The sequence below is a fragment of the Acidobacteriota bacterium genome, assembly GCA_038040445.1.
GTDB classification, from domain to species: domain Bacteria; phylum Acidobacteriota; class Blastocatellia; order UBA7656; family UBA7656; genus Onstottus_A; species Onstottus_A frigus.
In genome coordinates this window covers 1-17,177 of the sequence record JBBPIG010000033.1, presented here as the reverse complement: position 1 = coordinate 17,177, position 17,177 = coordinate 1, and the positions used below count along the sequence as shown (strand labels likewise).

General features: G+C 56.9%; 13 protein-coding genes. 7 read left to right on the top strand and 6 right to left on the bottom strand.

Annotation, left to right across the window (positions count from 1 at the left end; all coding sequences use genetic code 11):
• Positions 1 to 104: 104 nt before the first annotated feature.
• From AABO57_25410 to AABO57_25400, 3 genes are read left to right on the top strand one after another with little or no spacing between them, the layout of a single operon-like run.
• Positions 105 to 899, top strand: coding sequence for a glycosyltransferase family 2 protein (locus tag AABO57_25410; GenBank protein ID MEK6289072.1), 795 nt, complete (start codon positions 105 to 107; stop codon positions 897 to 899).
• Positions 877 to 2,160, top strand: a complete 1,284-nt coding sequence (locus tag AABO57_25405; GenBank protein ID MEK6289071.1) for a glycosyltransferase family 4 protein — start codon at positions 877 to 879, stop codon at positions 2,158 to 2,160. The genes AABO57_25410 and AABO57_25405 overlap by 23 nt, the downstream gene beginning before the upstream one ends.
• A complete protein-coding gene (locus AABO57_25400) occupies positions 2,120 to 3,607 on the top strand; it encodes an oligosaccharide flippase family protein (GenBank protein MEK6289070.1) in 1,488 nt (495 codons plus the stop codon). The genes AABO57_25405 and AABO57_25400 overlap by 41 nt, the downstream gene beginning before the upstream one ends.
• Before the next feature lie 53 nt (positions 3,608 to 3,660).
• On the opposite strand, the gene AABO57_25395 is transcribed toward AABO57_25400, so the two are convergent.
• Positions 3,661 to 5,997, bottom strand: coding sequence for a sulfatase-like hydrolase/transferase (locus AABO57_25395; protein MEK6289069.1), 2,337 nt, complete (start codon positions 5,995 to 5,997; stop codon positions 3,661 to 3,663).
• 126 nt (positions 5,998 to 6,123) lie between these two features.
• Here AABO57_25395 and AABO57_25390 point away from each other — a divergent pair, with 126 nt between their 5' ends.
• Both AABO57_25390 and AABO57_25385 read left to right on the top strand, forming a co-directional pair.
• Complete coding sequence (locus tag AABO57_25390; protein ID MEK6289068.1) at positions 6,124 to 6,501, top strand: DUF983 domain-containing protein; 378 nt, start codon at positions 6,124 to 6,126, stop codon at positions 6,499 to 6,501.
• A gap of 254 nt (positions 6,502 to 6,755) precedes the next feature.
• Positions 6,756 to 8,942, top strand: a complete 2,187-nt coding sequence (locus AABO57_25385; GenBank protein MEK6289067.1) for a choice-of-anchor D domain-containing protein — start codon at positions 6,756 to 6,758, stop codon at positions 8,940 to 8,942.
• Positions 8,943 to 9,032: 90 nt separating this feature from the next.
• On the opposite strand, the gene AABO57_25380 is transcribed toward AABO57_25385, so the two are convergent.
• The 5 genes from AABO57_25380 to AABO57_25360 form a co-directional block, all read right to left on the bottom strand.
• On the bottom strand, positions 9,033 to 9,809 hold the full coding sequence (locus AABO57_25380; GenBank protein MEK6289066.1) for a type III pantothenate kinase: 777 nt from the start codon (positions 9,807 to 9,809) through the stop codon (positions 9,033 to 9,035).
• Positions 9,810 to 9,959: 150 nt separating this feature from the next.
• Complete coding sequence (locus AABO57_25375; protein MEK6289065.1) at positions 9,960 to 10,694, bottom strand: biotin--[acetyl-CoA-carboxylase] ligase; 735 nt, start codon at positions 10,692 to 10,694, stop codon at positions 9,960 to 9,962.
• Positions 10,695 to 10,807: 113 nt separating this feature from the next.
• Positions 10,808 to 11,221 carry a hypothetical protein gene (locus tag AABO57_25370; GenBank protein ID MEK6289064.1) on the bottom strand — a complete coding sequence of 138 codons (414 nt, stop codon included), beginning with the start codon at positions 11,219 to 11,221 and terminating at the stop codon, positions 10,808 to 10,810.
• 87 nt (positions 11,222 to 11,308) lie between these two features.
• Complete coding sequence (nadC, locus tag AABO57_25365) at positions 11,309 to 12,160, bottom strand: carboxylating nicotinate-nucleotide diphosphorylase (protein ID MEK6289063.1); 852 nt, start codon at positions 12,158 to 12,160, stop codon at positions 11,309 to 11,311.
• Positions 12,161 to 12,243: 83 nt separating this feature from the next.
• Complete coding sequence (locus AABO57_25360) at positions 12,244 to 14,901, bottom strand: valine--tRNA ligase (protein MEK6289062.1); 2,658 nt, start codon at positions 14,899 to 14,901, stop codon at positions 12,244 to 12,246.
• Positions 14,902 to 15,153: 252 nt separating this feature from the next.
• On the opposite strand from AABO57_25360, the gene AABO57_25355 reads away from it, so the two are divergent.
• On the top strand, positions 15,154 to 16,014 hold the full coding sequence (locus AABO57_25355) for a sigma-70 family RNA polymerase sigma factor (protein ID MEK6289061.1): 861 nt from the start codon (positions 15,154 to 15,156) through the stop codon (positions 16,012 to 16,014).
• Positions 16,015 to 16,687: 673 nt separating this feature from the next.
• A partial coding sequence (locus tag AABO57_25350; GenBank protein ID MEK6289060.1) for a hypothetical protein occupies positions 16,688 to 17,177 on the top strand: 490 nt, incomplete at its 3' end.

The window sequence follows — 17,177 nt, the reverse complement described above, 5'->3', positions numbered from 1 at the left end:
GGCTACGAGCGCGTGTACCGTAGACTGTCCAGTCTGCGGTTGAGTTATCCGCAGACTGGACAGTCTACGGTACCTGAGACATCTGAATCGCAAAGGGACAGTAAATGTATCGAGGCCAAAGCGTCGCAGTAGTGATGCCCGTGCACAACGAGGAAACTCACATCGAGCCGGCCATCAAACGAGTGCCGGCATTTGTCGATCTTATCGTGGCGGTTGACGACGGAAGCACTGATGACACGTGGAAGGTGCTTGGTCGATTAACGGATAAGCGACTAACAACAGTCAGACACAGAACCAATCGCGGCGTCGGCGCCGCTACGAAGACCGGCTATCGAATAGTGCTGAACTCCCAAATTGACTTGATTGCCGTGATGGATGGAGACGGCCAGATGGACGGGCGCGACCTGGCCGATTTGCTTGATTGCGCGATCACGCGGGCCGATTACGTAAAGGGAAACAGGTTCTTGGACAAAGTAAGCATCACGTCAATGCCTCGGTTGCGTTATCTCGGCAACCGGTTCTTTAGCTGGTTGGCGCGAAACGCCGCGGCGTTCGACGGCAGCGTGGACGCTCACTGCGGTTATGCGGTCGTTCGCAATCAAGCCCTGAAGCGCCTCGCACTCGATGAGATGTATGATCGCTACGGCTTTCCGACCGAGATGTTTTTCGCGGCGCGCCGTGCGGGCCTTGTGGTTGAAAGCGTACCGGTCAAGACCGTCTACGGTGACGAGGTGTCGGGCATCAACCCTTATAGCACGATACCAGCGATACTCTACCTTATCGTCCGGGGCTACATTCGACGACGCCGGTTAACAAAGTCAGATGCGAGCGTCCTGGCTTTCCCGCCCGTTGTTGCCGACCCCGCAGAGTTCCATCTTGAAGCCCATCTTGAAGCATAGTCACAAGCCAAAGCTGTTGATGCTGACGAGCTCGTTTCCATCCTCGCCCGACGACGAAACGTGTGGCTACATTCGAGACTTCGCCCGCGCCCTTTCTGTAGAGTTTAGTGTTACCGTTCTCGCGCCGCGTGATCGCAGCGCAGTTGAATGGCCCCCCCGCCATGCGTACACCGCGTTCACGCTCAAACGATGCCGCCCCGTTTTGCCGCTCCTGCTGGACCCTTTTCAGGCCGGTCGCGATCTGAATCAGTTGGCGTCTGCAAACTTGCTGGTGAAGCTCGCCGCCCTGATCTCACTACTCTGTTTTTTCGCGCACGCCTTCGTCCTGGCCTTGCGAGCCGACGCAATCTGCTCGCACTGGATGGTGCCCTCGGGAGTCATCGGCGCTGCGATCTCGCGCCTGCTCGGAAAGCCTCATGTTGTCGTCGAGCACTCAGGTGCGGTTCACCTTCTCGAGCGAATGCGCGGCGGGCGCAGCATCGCGAGGTTCGTCGCCGCTTGCAGCGAACGAATCGTGACGGTCAGCGCCGGCTTGAAGCGCAAGCTTATTAAGTTGTGCCCGGAGGCTGCGGCTAAGGCTGAAGTAGTGCCGATGGGAATCAATCGTCCGGAGGCGATTTGCAGCAGGCCAAACGGGCAATCTGTGATTGATCCTTCAGGTACTGTTGCTACCTTCACGATCTTGTTCGTCGGGCGGCTCATCGAGATCAAGGGGCTCGATGTTCTGTTGAAAGCGATGAAAGGGATTGACGGCTTGCGTCTGATTGTCGCCGGCGACGGGGAACTGCGAAACGGACTCGAAAGCATGGCGAGTGATCTAGCGATCAACGCGAGATTCATCGGCCGAGTTGGCGCGCTGGAAAGGGAAGAGTTGCTTTCGGTTTGCGACGCGGTTGTGATTCCGTCTCGCGTTCTTGCCGGCGGCCGGACTGAGGGTATGCCGGTCGTTTGCCTGGAGGCGTTTAGTGCCGGTCGCGTTGTGATTGCTTCGAGAGCCGGAGGGCTTGCCGAGGCGATAGCCGATGGTGAGAATGGATTGCTCTTCGAGCCTGGCGATTGCCGGATGCTCAGCGAAAAGTTGAAGCTCGTCCTAAGCAGTGATAGGTTGCGGCGGAAGATCGAAGAGAACGCGCGCTGCACGGCTGAGGCTTACGATTGGTCGCGGATTGGAGCTCAGTTCAGCGCGATCATTAAAAGCTCGCTAGAGAAGAATGACTCAATTGGCAGCAGAAGAATTGAAGCCGGCAGCGTCAACGGATAACATCGCGGCGATCGCCGGGCGAGGAACAATCTACATCACCGCCGCCAAGGTCTGGTTCATGGTGAGCGGCTACGGCATTCATTTCGTCCTTCCTCGGTTGATGACCACCGAGCAGTTCGGGATCTATCAGGTTGTGGTCGGCGTGGTGTCGATCATCAACGCGGTCATCATCACCGGCACTTACCAGACTGTATCGAAGCGCATCTCCGAAGATGAACAGAGCGCCGGCTCGGTAAAGGCGACGGCGCTCAAGCTGCAGGTGCTGGTTGGAGGCGGCGCGTCACTCGCGTTTTTTCTGCTCGCGCCACTCGTCGCGAAGTATCTGAACGATCCGCGGCTTGTAAACTATCTTAGGCTATCTTCGCTCATCACTCTCTGCTACTCGTTCTACGCGGTGTTCACCGGATATTTCAATGGACGCAAAAGATTTCTTACCCAGGCGTCGCTCGACGCGGCCTATTCGACCTTCAAGCTCACCTTCGTAGTGTTGTTGGTCTGGCTCGGCTTCGGTGTCGCTGGAGGCATCAGCGGCTTTGCTTTCGCCGCCGCCACAGTGCTCGTGCTCTCGGCGATCATTGCGCGAAATGGGGATCGAAGAAGGGAAGTGCGAGTGCGTGATCTGCTGGGGTTTCAGAGTTATCTGTTGCTGTTCACGCTGGCGATGAACTTGCTGCAGAAGACTGACCTGATTCTAGTCAAGGCGCTGTCGTCGCCGGACGCAACCGTGGCGAGCGAGAACGCGGCGCACTACGGCGCGGCCATCAACGTCGCCAACATAACCTATCAAGTGATCATATCCGCGACATTCGTCATCTTTCCGCTGGTGTCAGAGGCAACGTTTGCGAAGGATCGCGAGAAGACCCGGGCTTACGTCACTAACACGCTCCGCTACACACTGATCGTCATGGCTTTGGTTGCCACTCTGTTTTCGGCTAATGCACCGGGAGTGTTGAGCCTGGTATACCCACAGAACTATCAGGCCGGCAGCATTGCGTTGAGCATAGTAGCCTACGGAATGCTGCTGTTCGGATTGTTGTATGTTGTCACAACGATCATCTCCGCAAGCGGCCACCCGGCGGTCTCTTTGCTGATTGGGGTGGTGACGCTCGGAGCCAGCGCCGGATTGAATGCTGTTTTGATTCCGCGTTACGGATTGGTGGGAGCGGCGGCGGCAACTACCGTATCAATGCTTGGAGGCGCTGTTGCCGGGTGCGTTTATTTGAAGCTGAAATTCGGCGCGTTGTTGTCGCCGGTGTCCGGGGTGCGGATTGCTGCCGCTGCCGGCGCCGTCTACGGGGCTTCGCTTCTGTTCGCTCCTTCCGCAAGGTTGATGATAGTGGCTAAGCTCGTCGCTCTGACTGTGGTGTACGTGGGCGCGCTCATAGCCAGCGGGGAGATGGCCGGAAAAGACTTAAGGTTGATCCAGCGAATAGTCAAACCAAGATAATTTGATCTCCCAGGGCGTCTGCTAAGCACGCCTTCGATCGTGCCTGGCCTGGTTTACTTCGCTTCCCGAACCTCGCCGGTCGGGCCGAAGAAATACTGGCTCTCATCTGCGTCCCGCGGTCTGCTTACGGTAACCACGTCGATGAATCGGCCCAGCAGCTTCTTCATCTCGGCGGCCCTCTCGGGCATCTGGTCGAACAGGTTGCGAAGCTCAGCCGGGTCGGTTTTCAGGTTGAATAGCTCGAAGTTGTAGGCGTCCCGGTTGTAGATCAGCTTGAATCCATCCTGCGTGATAATCATGTACTTCTTTTGCCCTGGGTCGAGCTGTTGCTCGGGACGAACGAATGGAGAGACTTCCTGCGTCGTCTGCTCTCCGTACACCGGCGGATGAGTGAACGGCTCGCCGCGCATCAACGGCGCCAGGCTCACCCCAGCACACTCTTTTGGATAGTCGAGTCCGACGGCATTCAATATGGTCGGTCCGAGATCGATCGTGCTGACGTAGTCCGTAATCAACCGCGCCGGCAAACCGGGTAAGTGAATTATCATCGGTACGCGGGCCTGCTCGTCATACAATTGCGACGAGTGCTTATAGACGCCTCGCTCGCCCAGCGATTCGCCGTGGTCCGCCATTATGACTACGATGGTGTCGTCCAGCCTGCCGGCCTTCTCCATTGAGTCAAACAATCGGCCCAGATGGAAATCCAGATAAGCAATCTCGCCGTCATAGAGATCGGCGATCGAAGGCCCGTAATAAAAATCCTCGTGCGGCTTGTAGGGCCTGTGGGTATCGGTCGAATAAAGGTAAGCGCAGAACGGGCGATCGGGTGGTGTGTCTACTAACACCTTGATCGCCGCATCAATAGTCCCCTCAAACGTCCCAACCCTGGCGCTCTCAACGACACTCATTCCCCTCACGTGCCGCAGCAGAGTCGAAATGCGGCGCGGAAAGAGCAGGGCATCGTATCCATTGCGAGCCATGATCTCGGGCCAGGTTTCAACATGCGCGTCCCAATACGTTCCCTGCGTAAACTTGGGCAATGCTTCAAAGGTGTTGGGCGCCGGCGTGTAAGCGTTCTCGAACAACGAAGAGCGAGCGGCAAGTTTGTCGAGGTTGGGGCTCGTTTTTCTGTTGTAACCGTACGCGCCCAAGTGATCGGCCCTGAGTGCGTCTATGAAAACGTAGATCACGTTCAACCGCCTGGCAGATGCCTCGGGCGGTTTGTGAAGGGAACTATGTTCGAGATTCCAATCGGCGATGTCTTGTTGCGTCAACTCGCCGCCGATGCAATTGTGATCAACGCCGTCGCCGACAACCTCGACCTGACGCGGATTGATGTCAGCACGGCGGTCATCACAATCCCCGCCGCCAAGATATGAAGAATAACCGTCACGGTCAAAGTCCAACGCCCACTGCGCAAGCTTGAAGTATTGTTTGGCCTGGCTGGTGCGATAAGAGATCTGAGTCTTGAGGTTCTGGTTCTTGTCAAAGTGAGCGAAGGTAAAAGCCACGGACGCGATCAGCAGAATGGGGACAACGATTAGCGCCGCAGTTCTGATCGGGGACCCGAGGGCCGGCCAAAACGGTAGAGATGGCGGATGAAAAACAATCGAGCCGGGCGTCGAGCCAAAGAGGGAGCCAAACAGCGAGCCGAACATCGAGCCGATTAGGGACATGCTAAGAGCCGTGCTTAACAGGAACATCGAACGATGTATCGAAGTACCATATTGCTGCGTCTCAAAGCGAGAGTCCACATAGTAAGCGCACGCGATCAGGGCCACGAGGCTCAAAACCCATAGTGCTCGCATTTGGGGCCTGGAGCGGCTCAACGCCAGGGTTGCCATCCACACGATCGAGCAAGCGATAACCAGGACAATCAATATCAAGTATGACGCCGCCCTTTCGTGATTCAGGAGCGGCTCGGTCAAAGATTCAATCTTCTCGGCTTCCCGGATTATCTCGACAATGTACGCGTGAACCTGGGGCTGTTGATTGAGCACGAACGCAAAAAGCGCAGAAAGCCCGGCGCCGGCGATGAGCTTGTGAATCAACTTCACCGGGTTTCCTCTTGCCATAACCCGCTGCGCTGTTCTCTTCAAAAGCGAGGCCGCATAAGCAAACAATCCAACGAAAACGCCGATGACCAGGCCTCCCGCGACATTCAAGCTGAAATACACACAAAAGATTGCTCGCTCGAGGAACGACTGAAACACCGGCGTGAGCTGAACACTCAAGTCCGTAAGCTCGATTAAAGCGAGTAACGACGAGGCGGCGGCGCCCACGAGCGCGTGATTGCGTAGCGAGACGAAGAGCAGCGGCCGCTTGTCGTCCTGATCGGTTTCCGCACTTGAGCTTATGTTGGGAAGAGGCGGAGCTGCTGGAGTGGACAATCTGAAACCTCTAAGAATAGGAATTGGACGCTTATGGTAATCAGCCAGCTCGAAGGGTGTCAAATCAGGGAAGAGAGCAACCGGTTACTGGTTGGATTCGATGAGCAGCTTAGCTAAGATTGATGAGTGGAAATCGCACGAGCGAGAAGGCATTTGATTCGCGGCTTGACGCTGAAGTGTCCGGCGTGTGGACTCGGTCAGCTTTACCAATCTTTCTTCAAGATGCGCCGCGAGTGTTACTATTGCGGGCTGGTCTTTGCCCGTGAGCAAGGGTACTTCGTGGGGGCGATCTATCTGAACGTTGCAGCAACTGAATCCTTTATCTTCATCACCTACCTCGCCTTCATTCTCGCGCACCGAACTGCGGACCAGATCACTTATACAGTTTTGTTCGCCCTCGCGTTGCTGCTTCCGGTCATTTTCAACCGGCACGCCCGTAGCCTTTGGCTCAGCCTCGACTCTTTGCTCGATCCGCCGGCGCCATCAACTCGCTGCGCACAATAGTTCGATGCCCAGTGGCTTGGTGCCCAGTGGTTTGGTTGATGATGCGTCCATAGGTCTCGTCGGCGCTCGATCCAATAAACTGCTCAGGGTAAATTACATGCTTTACCACTGACTTTGATTTCCGATATAATCGCGGTTCACAGGCCCACGTTCCACGATCAGCAGGAAGACGGATTCTATCCTCACCACGTTCGTGTTGCGCGCGTGTGCGCTAATCTACGCGGGGATTCAGGTCGAACGGAGTAAAGGTTGTTATGAAGTCGAAACTCGTTCTAGCACGCCAATCGCTGAGGCAGCGCTTGCCTCTAGCATTCTCAATAGTGTTGCTGGCTATCGTGACGGCGGCTGATCTGACGAGGTCGGGACAAGCCTCTTCAACGCAATCCAAAGGGTCATCCGGAGGCGCGGATAACGGTCAGACGATGGCTCCGACCGCGGCGGACACATGCGCAGGGGCAACTGTTATCAATCCGGCCACGCTGCCGTTCGCAGAAGAGTCGACGCTTGCCAGCGCTGCCAATGATATCGATCCGGGGCCCGGCGGCTGCGCGTTGGGAGCGGGTAACGACGTCGTTTACTCTTTCGCTCCGGCCGTGACCGATACTTACACGATTGGAGCGACGCAGAAGACCTCTTTCGACGTGAGCCTCTATGTCGTGACCAACTGCGCGAACCCGCTGGGCACTTGTGTCGCGGGTGCGAACGCAAAGGGGTTTGATCGTGGCGAGTTTTTGACACCGGTGTTGACCGCCGGCACTCGCTATTTCATAGTGGTTGACACTCCGACACACGATAACAACGCTGCCGGTTTCCACTTCTCGCTCCGCAGAGGGCTTCCCGCCAACGACACTTGCGGAAGCGCGGCCGTGATCGATCCCAGTCGATTACCTTTCACAGTGTCGGCCAGTACATTTGGCGCTTCAAACGATTCGGATCCGGGGGCGTCCTGTTTTACGTCATCACAATCGACGCATGGCCCGGATATTCTTTTCCAATTCACTCCCGGTGATTCGCAGCTCTACATCATTACGGTTACCCCAAATGGGCGCTTCGACGCGTCCGTCTACCTCACTACAGACTGCGCAACGATCGCCGGGTGCTTCGGCGTAGATGTGGGTGGATCAGGCACTCCGGAGATACTTCGACGCAGCCTGGATGCCGGCACCACCTACTTCGTAGTCGTCGACGGGTTTGGAGGCGATGCCGGCGACTTCACACTTTCGCTTGAGCCCTCAATGCCGCGCTCGCCTGTTGCGCCGAGCGATCTTACGGCCACCGCGGTTTCTGCAACTCAAATCGATTTGGCGTGGCTGGACAACTCAGGGGATGAAGGTGGATTTCGCGTTGAACGCAGCCTGGACGGATTCAGCTTTAGCGAGATCGCCATCGTCGGCACGAACGTTACCACCTTTAGCGACACTACCGTTTTCGAGAACACATTCTTCTTCTATCGGGTGTCGGCCTTTAACAATTTCGGGACCTCCGATCCGTCGAATATCGCCTTCGCCCAAACACCGGCGAATCCGATTCCGGCAAACCCCGTCATAGTCGTGGCGCCAACTTCGATAGACTTCGGGTCGGTGCGTGTGACTCAATCGGATACCAAGACGATCACCATCACCAATGCCGGCGCCGCGAACCTGATACTCTCAGGCATCAGCGACCCGGGAGGTCCGTTCTCAATTGTCAACAAGCCCGCGCTTCCGCTGACTATCCCGTCTACAGGAAGCGTGACTCTGAGCGTTCGCTTCGCGCCCACATCCGCCGGGGTCGCAAACGGTTCTTTCACCATACAGAGCAACGACCCGAATGCGCCGGTTAGCACGGTTAGTCTGAGCGGCATAGGCACGGCGGCGGCCGTAGCCAACCTGGACATCAACCCTGGTCTGATTGATTTCGGTACCGGCAGGACGCCGGTGCTGCTTGAGCTCAAAAACACCGGTGAGGCTGACCTCACGATCACCGCCATATTCTTGCCGAACGCGCCGTTTGCAGTAACCGGCAGTGGAACGGGTACGTTGAAAGGAGGCGAGAAGAAAACCCTGACCGTTACATTCTCGCCGACTACGGTTGGAGTGTTCACGAGCTCGATATCAATAATCAGCAATGACCCTGACTCGGTGTTGACCTTCATCCCGCTCAAAGGCACGAGTACGACTCAAGTGGTCGTTCCCACGATAGCCGGCCTCCAATTCAAGAAGAGAGGCCTCAGATTCCAGTCTGCCGGCTCGAATGTCGTGACGGGGGCTGTCTTGATCGTCGATGCCAAGGAGACGTTCGCCCTGGACGCGGGCGACGGACTCTGGCTTGTACTGAAGAGCACGAGGAGCACTCCTGGAAGCCTCAGAATAATTCAAATCTTCACTCCAGGCTCAACGCATTCCGTCGTGGTGAAGAACCCAAATGGCGGGACATCAGCTCCCGTGAGTATTTCGGGCTAGAGCAACCAGGGCACAAACCGCAGAGGACACAGAGATACGCAGAGGAATCTTAATCCTCTGCGCATCTCGGCGTCCTCTGCGGTTTATTCCTTACGGCCGCGTTTCAGAAGCGTTGCGTTCGTGGATTATTCTCAGTCCTTCAAGCGTAATATCAGGATCTACAGTTTCGATTAGCTGCGAGCCCCGGCTGATAAGCGGCGCAAGCCCTCCGGTCGCCACAATTCTTGTATCCGGGCCGAGTTCTTCCACCATTTTCTTCAGCACGCCATCCACCAAGGCGATATTGCCGTAGTAGAGCCCGGATTGAATGCTGGCGGTGGGATTCGTGCCGATGAGATGGTCTGGCCGGCGGATCTCGGTGTTGCGCAACCTGGCCGCCCGCTGGAACAAAGCGTCGGCCGAAATCTGTATGCCGGGACAGATGATCCCGCCCAGATACTCGCCGGCTTTGGAGATCGCATCGAACGTGGTCCCCGTGCCGAAGTCAACAACAATGCACGGTCCGCCATATCTCGCCAGGGCTGCTACGGCGTTTACGATTCGGTCGGCGCCGACTTCTCGCGGGTCGTCGTAGAGCACGGGAATACCGGCATTGGCGGCGCTGACAAACAGCGGCTTGATCTGAAAATAGACCTCCGCCATTTTGTACAACGTGAAATCGAGCGGGGGCACGACCGACGAAATAGCGATACTCTTGATCGCAGAGGAATCCAGACCAGCCAGTTGCAGCAGCGTCCGGCACATGATGCCGTATTCATCCACCGTTCGCTGGCGCTCGGAGTTTAACCGCCAACTGTGCGTGAGCGTAGTTCCATCGTAAACGCCGAGCGTCGTGTTTGTATTTCCAACATCGAGTACTAGCAGCATAGTTGTGTCAGCCTTGCCTTCAGCTTTTCAGTGTACCGTAGACTGTCTAGTCTGCGGAGTACTGCGATCAGCCTGCCTTCAGCGATTCAGTGTACCGTAGACTGTCCAGTCTGCGGTTATCCTTTTTTTGCGGACTCGCCGCTGACGGCATCAGCGGCCCGCGCTCACCGCTCGAAGGCTCACTTCCCCGGAAACGATCTCACGTGTCTCGCCGTTGCTGAGCTCGATCACAAGTGCTCCGGCCGCCGTCAGTCCGCGAGTCACTCCTTCAATCGAACCCGCGGATGATTCGACTCGCACCGCGCAGCCACGAGCGTACGACGAAAGCTCCTCCCAGCGCGCGATCACTCGATCGGGGCGGGCAGTCGCGGTCGTGTACCAGCGTTCGAGCCGATCCAGCAGCGGCTTCAAAAAGTCTTCCGGGGCAACCGGGCGGCCGGTTTCGAGCGAAAGAGAAGTTGCGCTCTCACCAATCTCGGGCGGAAAGATGCGTTGGGCGACGTTCACTCCGATTCCCATAACCGCGTATTGAAGCCGGTTGTTCTCAATGGCCGACTCAACCAGAATGCCGCAGATCTTGCGCCCCGATGCCAATACGTCGTTCGGCCACTTGATATCGCCAGGCACCTGGAAGTCCGCGGCGAGAGCTTCCGCTACGGCGACGGCTGCGGCAAGCGTTATCACAGCCGAGTCCGCGGCCTTGATTGCCGGCCGTAGGATCAAAGATAAGTAGAGTCCTTCGCCGGGCGGCGATGACCATGAGCGTCCCTGCCGTCCACGCCCCGAAGTCTGCTCTCTTGCGATGACGCAGAGTCCCTCAGGCGCGCCCGATGCAGCCAACTCTTTGGCGATGTCATTGGTCGATGAGACTGTGTCAAATCGCAAGAAAGCTGATCCGAGCCTGGTCATGTTCTGATTGCGACTGTCGGACTTCGGATTTATGAATGACCGCGCCGACTTAATCGATCCCCATCTGCAATTGGTCCGGCAATCCGCAATTATTCCCCTCGCATCGCAAGCTCAAACATTCGATTCGTGGCGTTGAGCGCCGCCTTCACCGCGCAATCGATTTCGCTTCCGGCGATCTGGCAGCTCCCGAATACCTGGTTGACTCGTCCCTGAAACTCGACGTCGACGAGGACCGCGATTAGGTCCTTGCCGAGAGCGTTGACGTGATCGAGGTCTGAAAGCAAACACGCAAACTTGTTGGCGGCTGCTTCTTGAAGAGCCTTCAAAGTGGCCGCGGCAGCCGCTCTCAGGGGTCCGTTTCCATCGGCGGTGTCTGCCGAATCTGCCGTAAACAGAAGCTGTCCAAGCGCCAGCGTGACCTTTACACGGCACTGACCGCCGGCATCCTGGTCAGTTTCGGTATGGTCGAATCGCAGGCGCGTCTTGCCGGACCTTGTTGACATATGATCTGGTTCCTGGCTTTCGTTGCTTCTGAGCCTTGCGGTTTCCGCGAACTCGAATTGGCGGCCGAAAACCGGAAACCACAAGCCCTAAAGCGGTCTCGTCTTCAAGCTGATATCAACCGCGATCGCTGATTGAGTGATCGCCCCGACTGAAATCAAATCTACTCCGCACTCAGCAAACTCGCGCACGTTTTGGAGGCTGACCCCACCCGAGACTTCGATGATTGCTCCGGGGAGTTGCTCTCTAATCAGCTTCACGGACTCGCGAATTTCGTCGACGCTCATGTTGCCGAGCATTATCACATCGGCGTGAGCCGCGATCGCTTCGCGAAGGTGTGATTGATTGCCGACCTCGACCTCGATCTTCATCAAGTGCGGCGCCGCGCGGCGCGCGAACTCGACCGCTCGGCGCACGCCTCCGGCGAGCGCGATGTGATTATCCTTTATCAGCACGCCGTCATCCAGTCCGAACCGATGGTTGAACCCTCCCCCTATCGTGACCGCGTACTTTTCAATGAGCCTCAATCCCGGCGTTGTCTTGCGGGTATCGACGATCCGAGCGCTAGTGCCCTCGACTCGATCCACGAATGCTTTTGTCATCGTGGCCACGCCGGAAAGCCGCTGCATGATGTTGAGCGCCGTGCGTTCGCCTGTCAGAAGCGCAGCGGCTGGGCCCTCCATTCGCGCGAACTCAGTGCCGGCGGCGATGTTCTCGCCATCGTAAACGGTGGACTCGAGCAGGATGTTGTTGTCGAGCGTGCCGAATACCGCTTCGGCGATTTCAAGCCCGCACAGCACGAAATCCTGGTTAGCCAGAAACCGTCCTCGCGCCCTGGCGCCACCGCGCACCACGCTTTGTGTGGTGATGTCACCTCGTCCAAGATCTTCCTTCAATAGATCGGCGGCGAAAGCGTAGATGATTCCGGGGTCGAGTTCCATATTGCAGCAGTGCCAGCAAACGGCTGACATCATCAATTAGTCAGGATGATTGTGACGGATGAAAGCATCACACTGACAGACGACTAACTTGCGCCCAGCGCACCGAGAGTGTCTCTCAGCTTTTCAATCTCGGCGATCAACTCTTCGTGCCGGCCGCGCGTCTCCTGAACTACCTCGCGAGGCGCGCGCTCCATAAATGAGATATTGTCGAGCCGCGCTGCCAGGCTACGCGCCTCGGTTTCTTTGCGGGTCAATTCCTTTGTGACTCGCTCCCGTTCCTTGTCGAAGTCGATCAAGCCTCCGAGCGGTATCGCGATCTCCATTCCAGCCACGATGTCGCGGGGCGCCGATTCCAAAACGGGAAGCGTATCGGAGATGGTTATATCTTCAATCCGCGCGAGCCGCTTTATCTGATCCGAATTCTCATTCACCAGTTTGCGAGCTTCGTGGTCTGTCGTTCCAATGCAAAGCTTCAACCGGCTTTGGATCGGGATGTTCATTTCCGACCGGATGTTTCTCACCTTGGTAATCAGGGCGATCAGGGTCCCCATCTCCTCTCGCGCTCGCGGATCGTCGCGCGCCGGATCGCTTTGCGGCCACGCAGCAAGCATTATCGATTCGCCCTGGTGCGGGAGCTGCTGCCATATTTCCTCGGTTATGTAAGGCATCAGCGGATGCAGCAGCCGCAAGCTGGTTTCCAGCACGTAAGCGATCCGGCAGCGCGCCGCGCGAACCTGGTCGTTGACTTCACGCGAGGCGACAAGCGCCTTGGTCAGCTCGATGTACCAGTCACAGAAGCTGTCCCAGAAGAAATGGTAGAGCGTCTGGGCCACCTCGTTTAGCCGGTACTCGTCGAGCGCGCTCGTGACTTGCTCGATAGTCGAGTTCAACTCCGCCAGTATCCACCGGTCCGCAAGCGCGTCCGAGGGCGCCCAGCGCGGCTCGATGTCCCCGCCGCCGCCGATGTTCATCAACACGAATCTCGATGCGTTCCAGATCTTGTTGGCGAAGTTTCGCGCCTCCTCGACCTGCGGCTGGCGGTCCTTCTCGATCTTTGCGAAACGGATGTCCTGACCTCTTGCCGCTCGAACCAGCAGAGCGAAGCGCAACGGGTCCGCCCCATAGAGTTTTATTACATCGAGCGGATCGACGCCGGTGCCCAGCGATTTGCTTTGACGCCGGCCTTGTTCATCAAGCACCGTCGCGTAAATGTACACGTCGTCGAACGGAATCTCGTGCATGAAGTAGAGACCCGACATGATCATTCGCGACACCCACAAGTAGATGATGTCGCGCGCGGTGGTCAACACCGAGGTCGGATAGAAAGCCGCCAGGTCTTCTGTCTGCCTGGGCCAGCCGAGCACCGCCTGAGGCCACAGTCCCGAGGAGAACCACGTGTCCAGCACGTCCTCGTCTTGCTTGATCGCTTTGCCGTTCGCTTTTTCGAGGGCTTCCGCTTCGGAACGCGCGACTATGTACTCGCCGTCTTCAGTCGTCCACACCGGGATGCGATGGCCCCACCACAATTGGCGCGAGATCGTCCAGTCTCGAATATTCTCCATCCAGTCCAGGTAGGTGCGCTCGTAGCGGTCAGGAATGAACTTCACGCGCCCTTGCTTGACCACGTCGATCGCGGGCTGGGCAAGCTCTTTCATGCGCACGAACCACTGCTCCGAAAGGAGAGGCTCGATTACCGTATGACATCGGTCGCAACTGGCTTCAGGCACGACGTAGTCCTCGATCTTCTCGATCAGTCCTTGCGCCGCCAGGTCTGCAAGCACGAGCTCTCGCGCCTCGTAGCGATCGAGCCCCGCGTATCGCTCGCCCGCGCCGGCAGTCATTCGCCCGTGCTCATCGATGACGATTATCTTTGGCAGGTTGTGCCGCATTCCAGCTTCGAAGTCGTTGACGTCGTGCGCGGGAGTCACCTTGACGGCGCCGCTGCCGAATTCGGACCTGGCATAGTCGTCGGCTATCAGCGGAATTTCGCGGCCCACGAGCGGCAATATTATGAGCTTTCCGAAAAGCTTCTTGTACCGGTCGTCGGAAGGGTTGGCGGCAACGGCCGTATCGCCCAGCATCGTCTCGGGCCGCGTCGTCGCAACCGTGACCAGACCCGAACCGTCTTGGAAAGGGTAGCGAATATGGTAAAGCTTGCCCGGGCGATCTTCGTGGTTGACTTCTATATCCGAGATCGCGGTCAGACAGCGCGGGCACCAGTTGATAACGCGCTTGCCGCGGTAGATCAACCCGGCTTCCCACCATTGCACGAAGCATTCCATCACCGCATCGATGTAGCCTTCATCCATCGTGAAGCGGGTGCGGTCCCAATCAAATGAGCAGCCCAGCCGCTTGAGCTGCGAAAGGATAACGCCTCCATACTCGTGCACCCATTGCCAGGTGCGCTCGACGAATTGTTCGCGGCCAAGATCGTGGCGAGTGAGCCCTTCTTTTTTCAACTGCTTTTCGAGCACGTTCTGAGTGGCGATTCCCGCGTGGTCTGTGCCCGGCACGCACAGCGCGTTGTAGCCCTGCATGCGTTTCCATCTGATCAGCACGTCCTGAATCGTGTAGCAGAGCGCGTGGCCTATGTGAAGGGAGCCGGTAACGTTGGGAGGCGGGATCGTGATGCAGTACTTAATTCCATGGCCGCTTGGTTTGAAGTACCCGGCGGCGTGCCAGATCGGGTACCACTTCTGCTCGACGCTGTGCGGCTCGTAGGCTTTTGGGAGGTCGGTCATAGGATGATCTTGAACAGATGAAGTTGATGAACAATTAAAAGGGATAGAGAGGCGATGGTCAACCTCTCACCAGGAAACGCAATCGTTGGGGAATGCGATTATTGTTGACAAGATCACCCCGCTGTATTAGAAACGTGTCGGCTTTCTGAATGTCCGTAGCTCTGACAGCTTGGTGAGCGAGAGATTGATTCGAGCTGCCTGGGTCCCAAGCTGAACGTCTAAGCCTAAGTCTAAAAGAATCCGGAGAGGGAAATGACAAGCTCCCCCGAAGTGGTTTTGTCTTCGCTCGCCGCTCAGGCTTTTTCTAACGGTTATGCGGTCCACGGCGAGGTCGATTTGCAGTTTGAAGTGTTCGAGAGCTATCTGTATGTAGCCATCGAAAAGCATCTCGGCTCAAACGCACCGGCGTCGACCCTATTGAGCTTCGTCCGCACGCTTCGCACAACTGATCTCTATCTCGCGCTCGCCTGCGCGCAACCGACCGAGTCAGCCTGGAGGCGGTTCATAAATGCGTACCAGAAGTACATAAATGACGTCGCCAGATTTGTCTCGCCTACCGATGAGGTGGCCCGCGAGCTTGCTGATAACCTGCTTAGTGATTTGATTCTGCCTGATGGCTCCGGACGTAGCCGCATAGCTTCGTTCGACGGACGGCAGTCCCTGGCCACTTGGCTGCGAGTCGTAATCAGCCGGCGTGCAATTAACTACCATCTGCCCAAGTGGAGTAGCTTCGAGCGCAGCGATCACCCGGCTGAGGTTGCTGACAAAGCGAGTCTCGGTAGAATCGAGGCGGCGCTTAGGAACAACAGGTACGCAGTGATATTGTCCGAAAGCTTCAAGCTGGCAAGCGAAAGCCTGACGGATCGCGAACGGCTGATGCTCTTGCTCCGATATGAAGAAGGGCTTCGTCTGGTTGAAATCGCAAAGGTACTTGGCGTTCACGCTTCAGGAATCACTCGTCAGTTCCAGCACATTCATCTCAAGCTCAAAAAAAAGATCATCTCCGTTCTCGCTGTGAAGCATCACCTTGGGCCAGAGGCCATCAAAGAGTGTCTGCTCGATGTGATGGAGAACCCCGCGCACTCACTCCTGGTGTTTCTGAAGGCCTCGTAAGCAAACAGGCAGCGGCGGCCACGACACAACTAGCCTCGGAAGCGCGGCGAATTCGGGTCCCTTCTCCCGAGCGGTTGCGTCGCGCCTACCATCCCCATTAGATTACTGCGCAGTTTTTCTGGCATGGCTGTATTTGGTCATGCCGCAGTTTCTTGGGGATGCTTCTAAGACCGTAGTGGATTGAAGGTGAGGTGAAACTTGGCCGATGACTGCCCACCGATAGAATTGCTGTCTGCATACCTGGACCAGAACCTTGCGTCCGATCAGAATGCGTCGACGGAGGCTCACCTTGTTGAATGCCCGCTCTGTCGTAAGACCCTTGCGTTGGCGATCAAGAGCCAGCGCACGGTTGCCGACCCTATCCGTTCAGAACCGGCTCAATAGAACTCGACCGGACAATGCGCGTTTCTGCCGGCTCGAAAAGAAATCGTAAATATTTTTCTCAAAGTGCGCAATTTTTCTCGGCTCGCTTGTATATACATATGAGGGCCGAAGAGAAAGTCGAAAGCGGGCAAACCGTGGCTCCTCAAATTCGAGCGCCGGACCCGCGCGGAGCTGCTCCTGCGTCTCGCGTTCGGACGGCGGGGTAAGAGCCAGCCAACAGAATAGACAGATGAGATCGCCGAAGAAATTCGCCTGCGATTCGTTGGATAGGTGTGTCTAAGGAGCCGCAATGTCAAAGAAGCAAACACGACGAAGACCCGCAACCGCATCGACGCGAGGCCGCAGAAACAAGGTCACGGCTGCGATCACGTTAGCGTTGGTGTGTGTCGTTGGAACGAGCCTCCTGGCGCAAGTGAGGTCGAAAGGAAAGGGGAAGAGAGATTCCGGCGAAGTATCGGTGATGAGCCTTTCCCCAGGCGGCCCATCGAAGGAATACATCTATGCGGGAACGAAGTTGATCGCGACAGTCGAGCCGACCGCGGTAAATGGCAATGACGCCCAGTTTGTTTCTATGCTCTACAAAGAGCCCTGTCCCACTGACGCCTGGCTCGCCATCGGACCCGGCAGTTTTGGCCTCTTAAACCAGGACTACCTAGTCAGAGTTACTATGAAGAACACGGGTAGCAATCCCTGGGCTGTCGGCACCTACTTTCTTGGCTCTCAAAATCCGGCCAACAATACAACCTGGGGAACTGGCAAAGACAGAATCGCCTTACCCT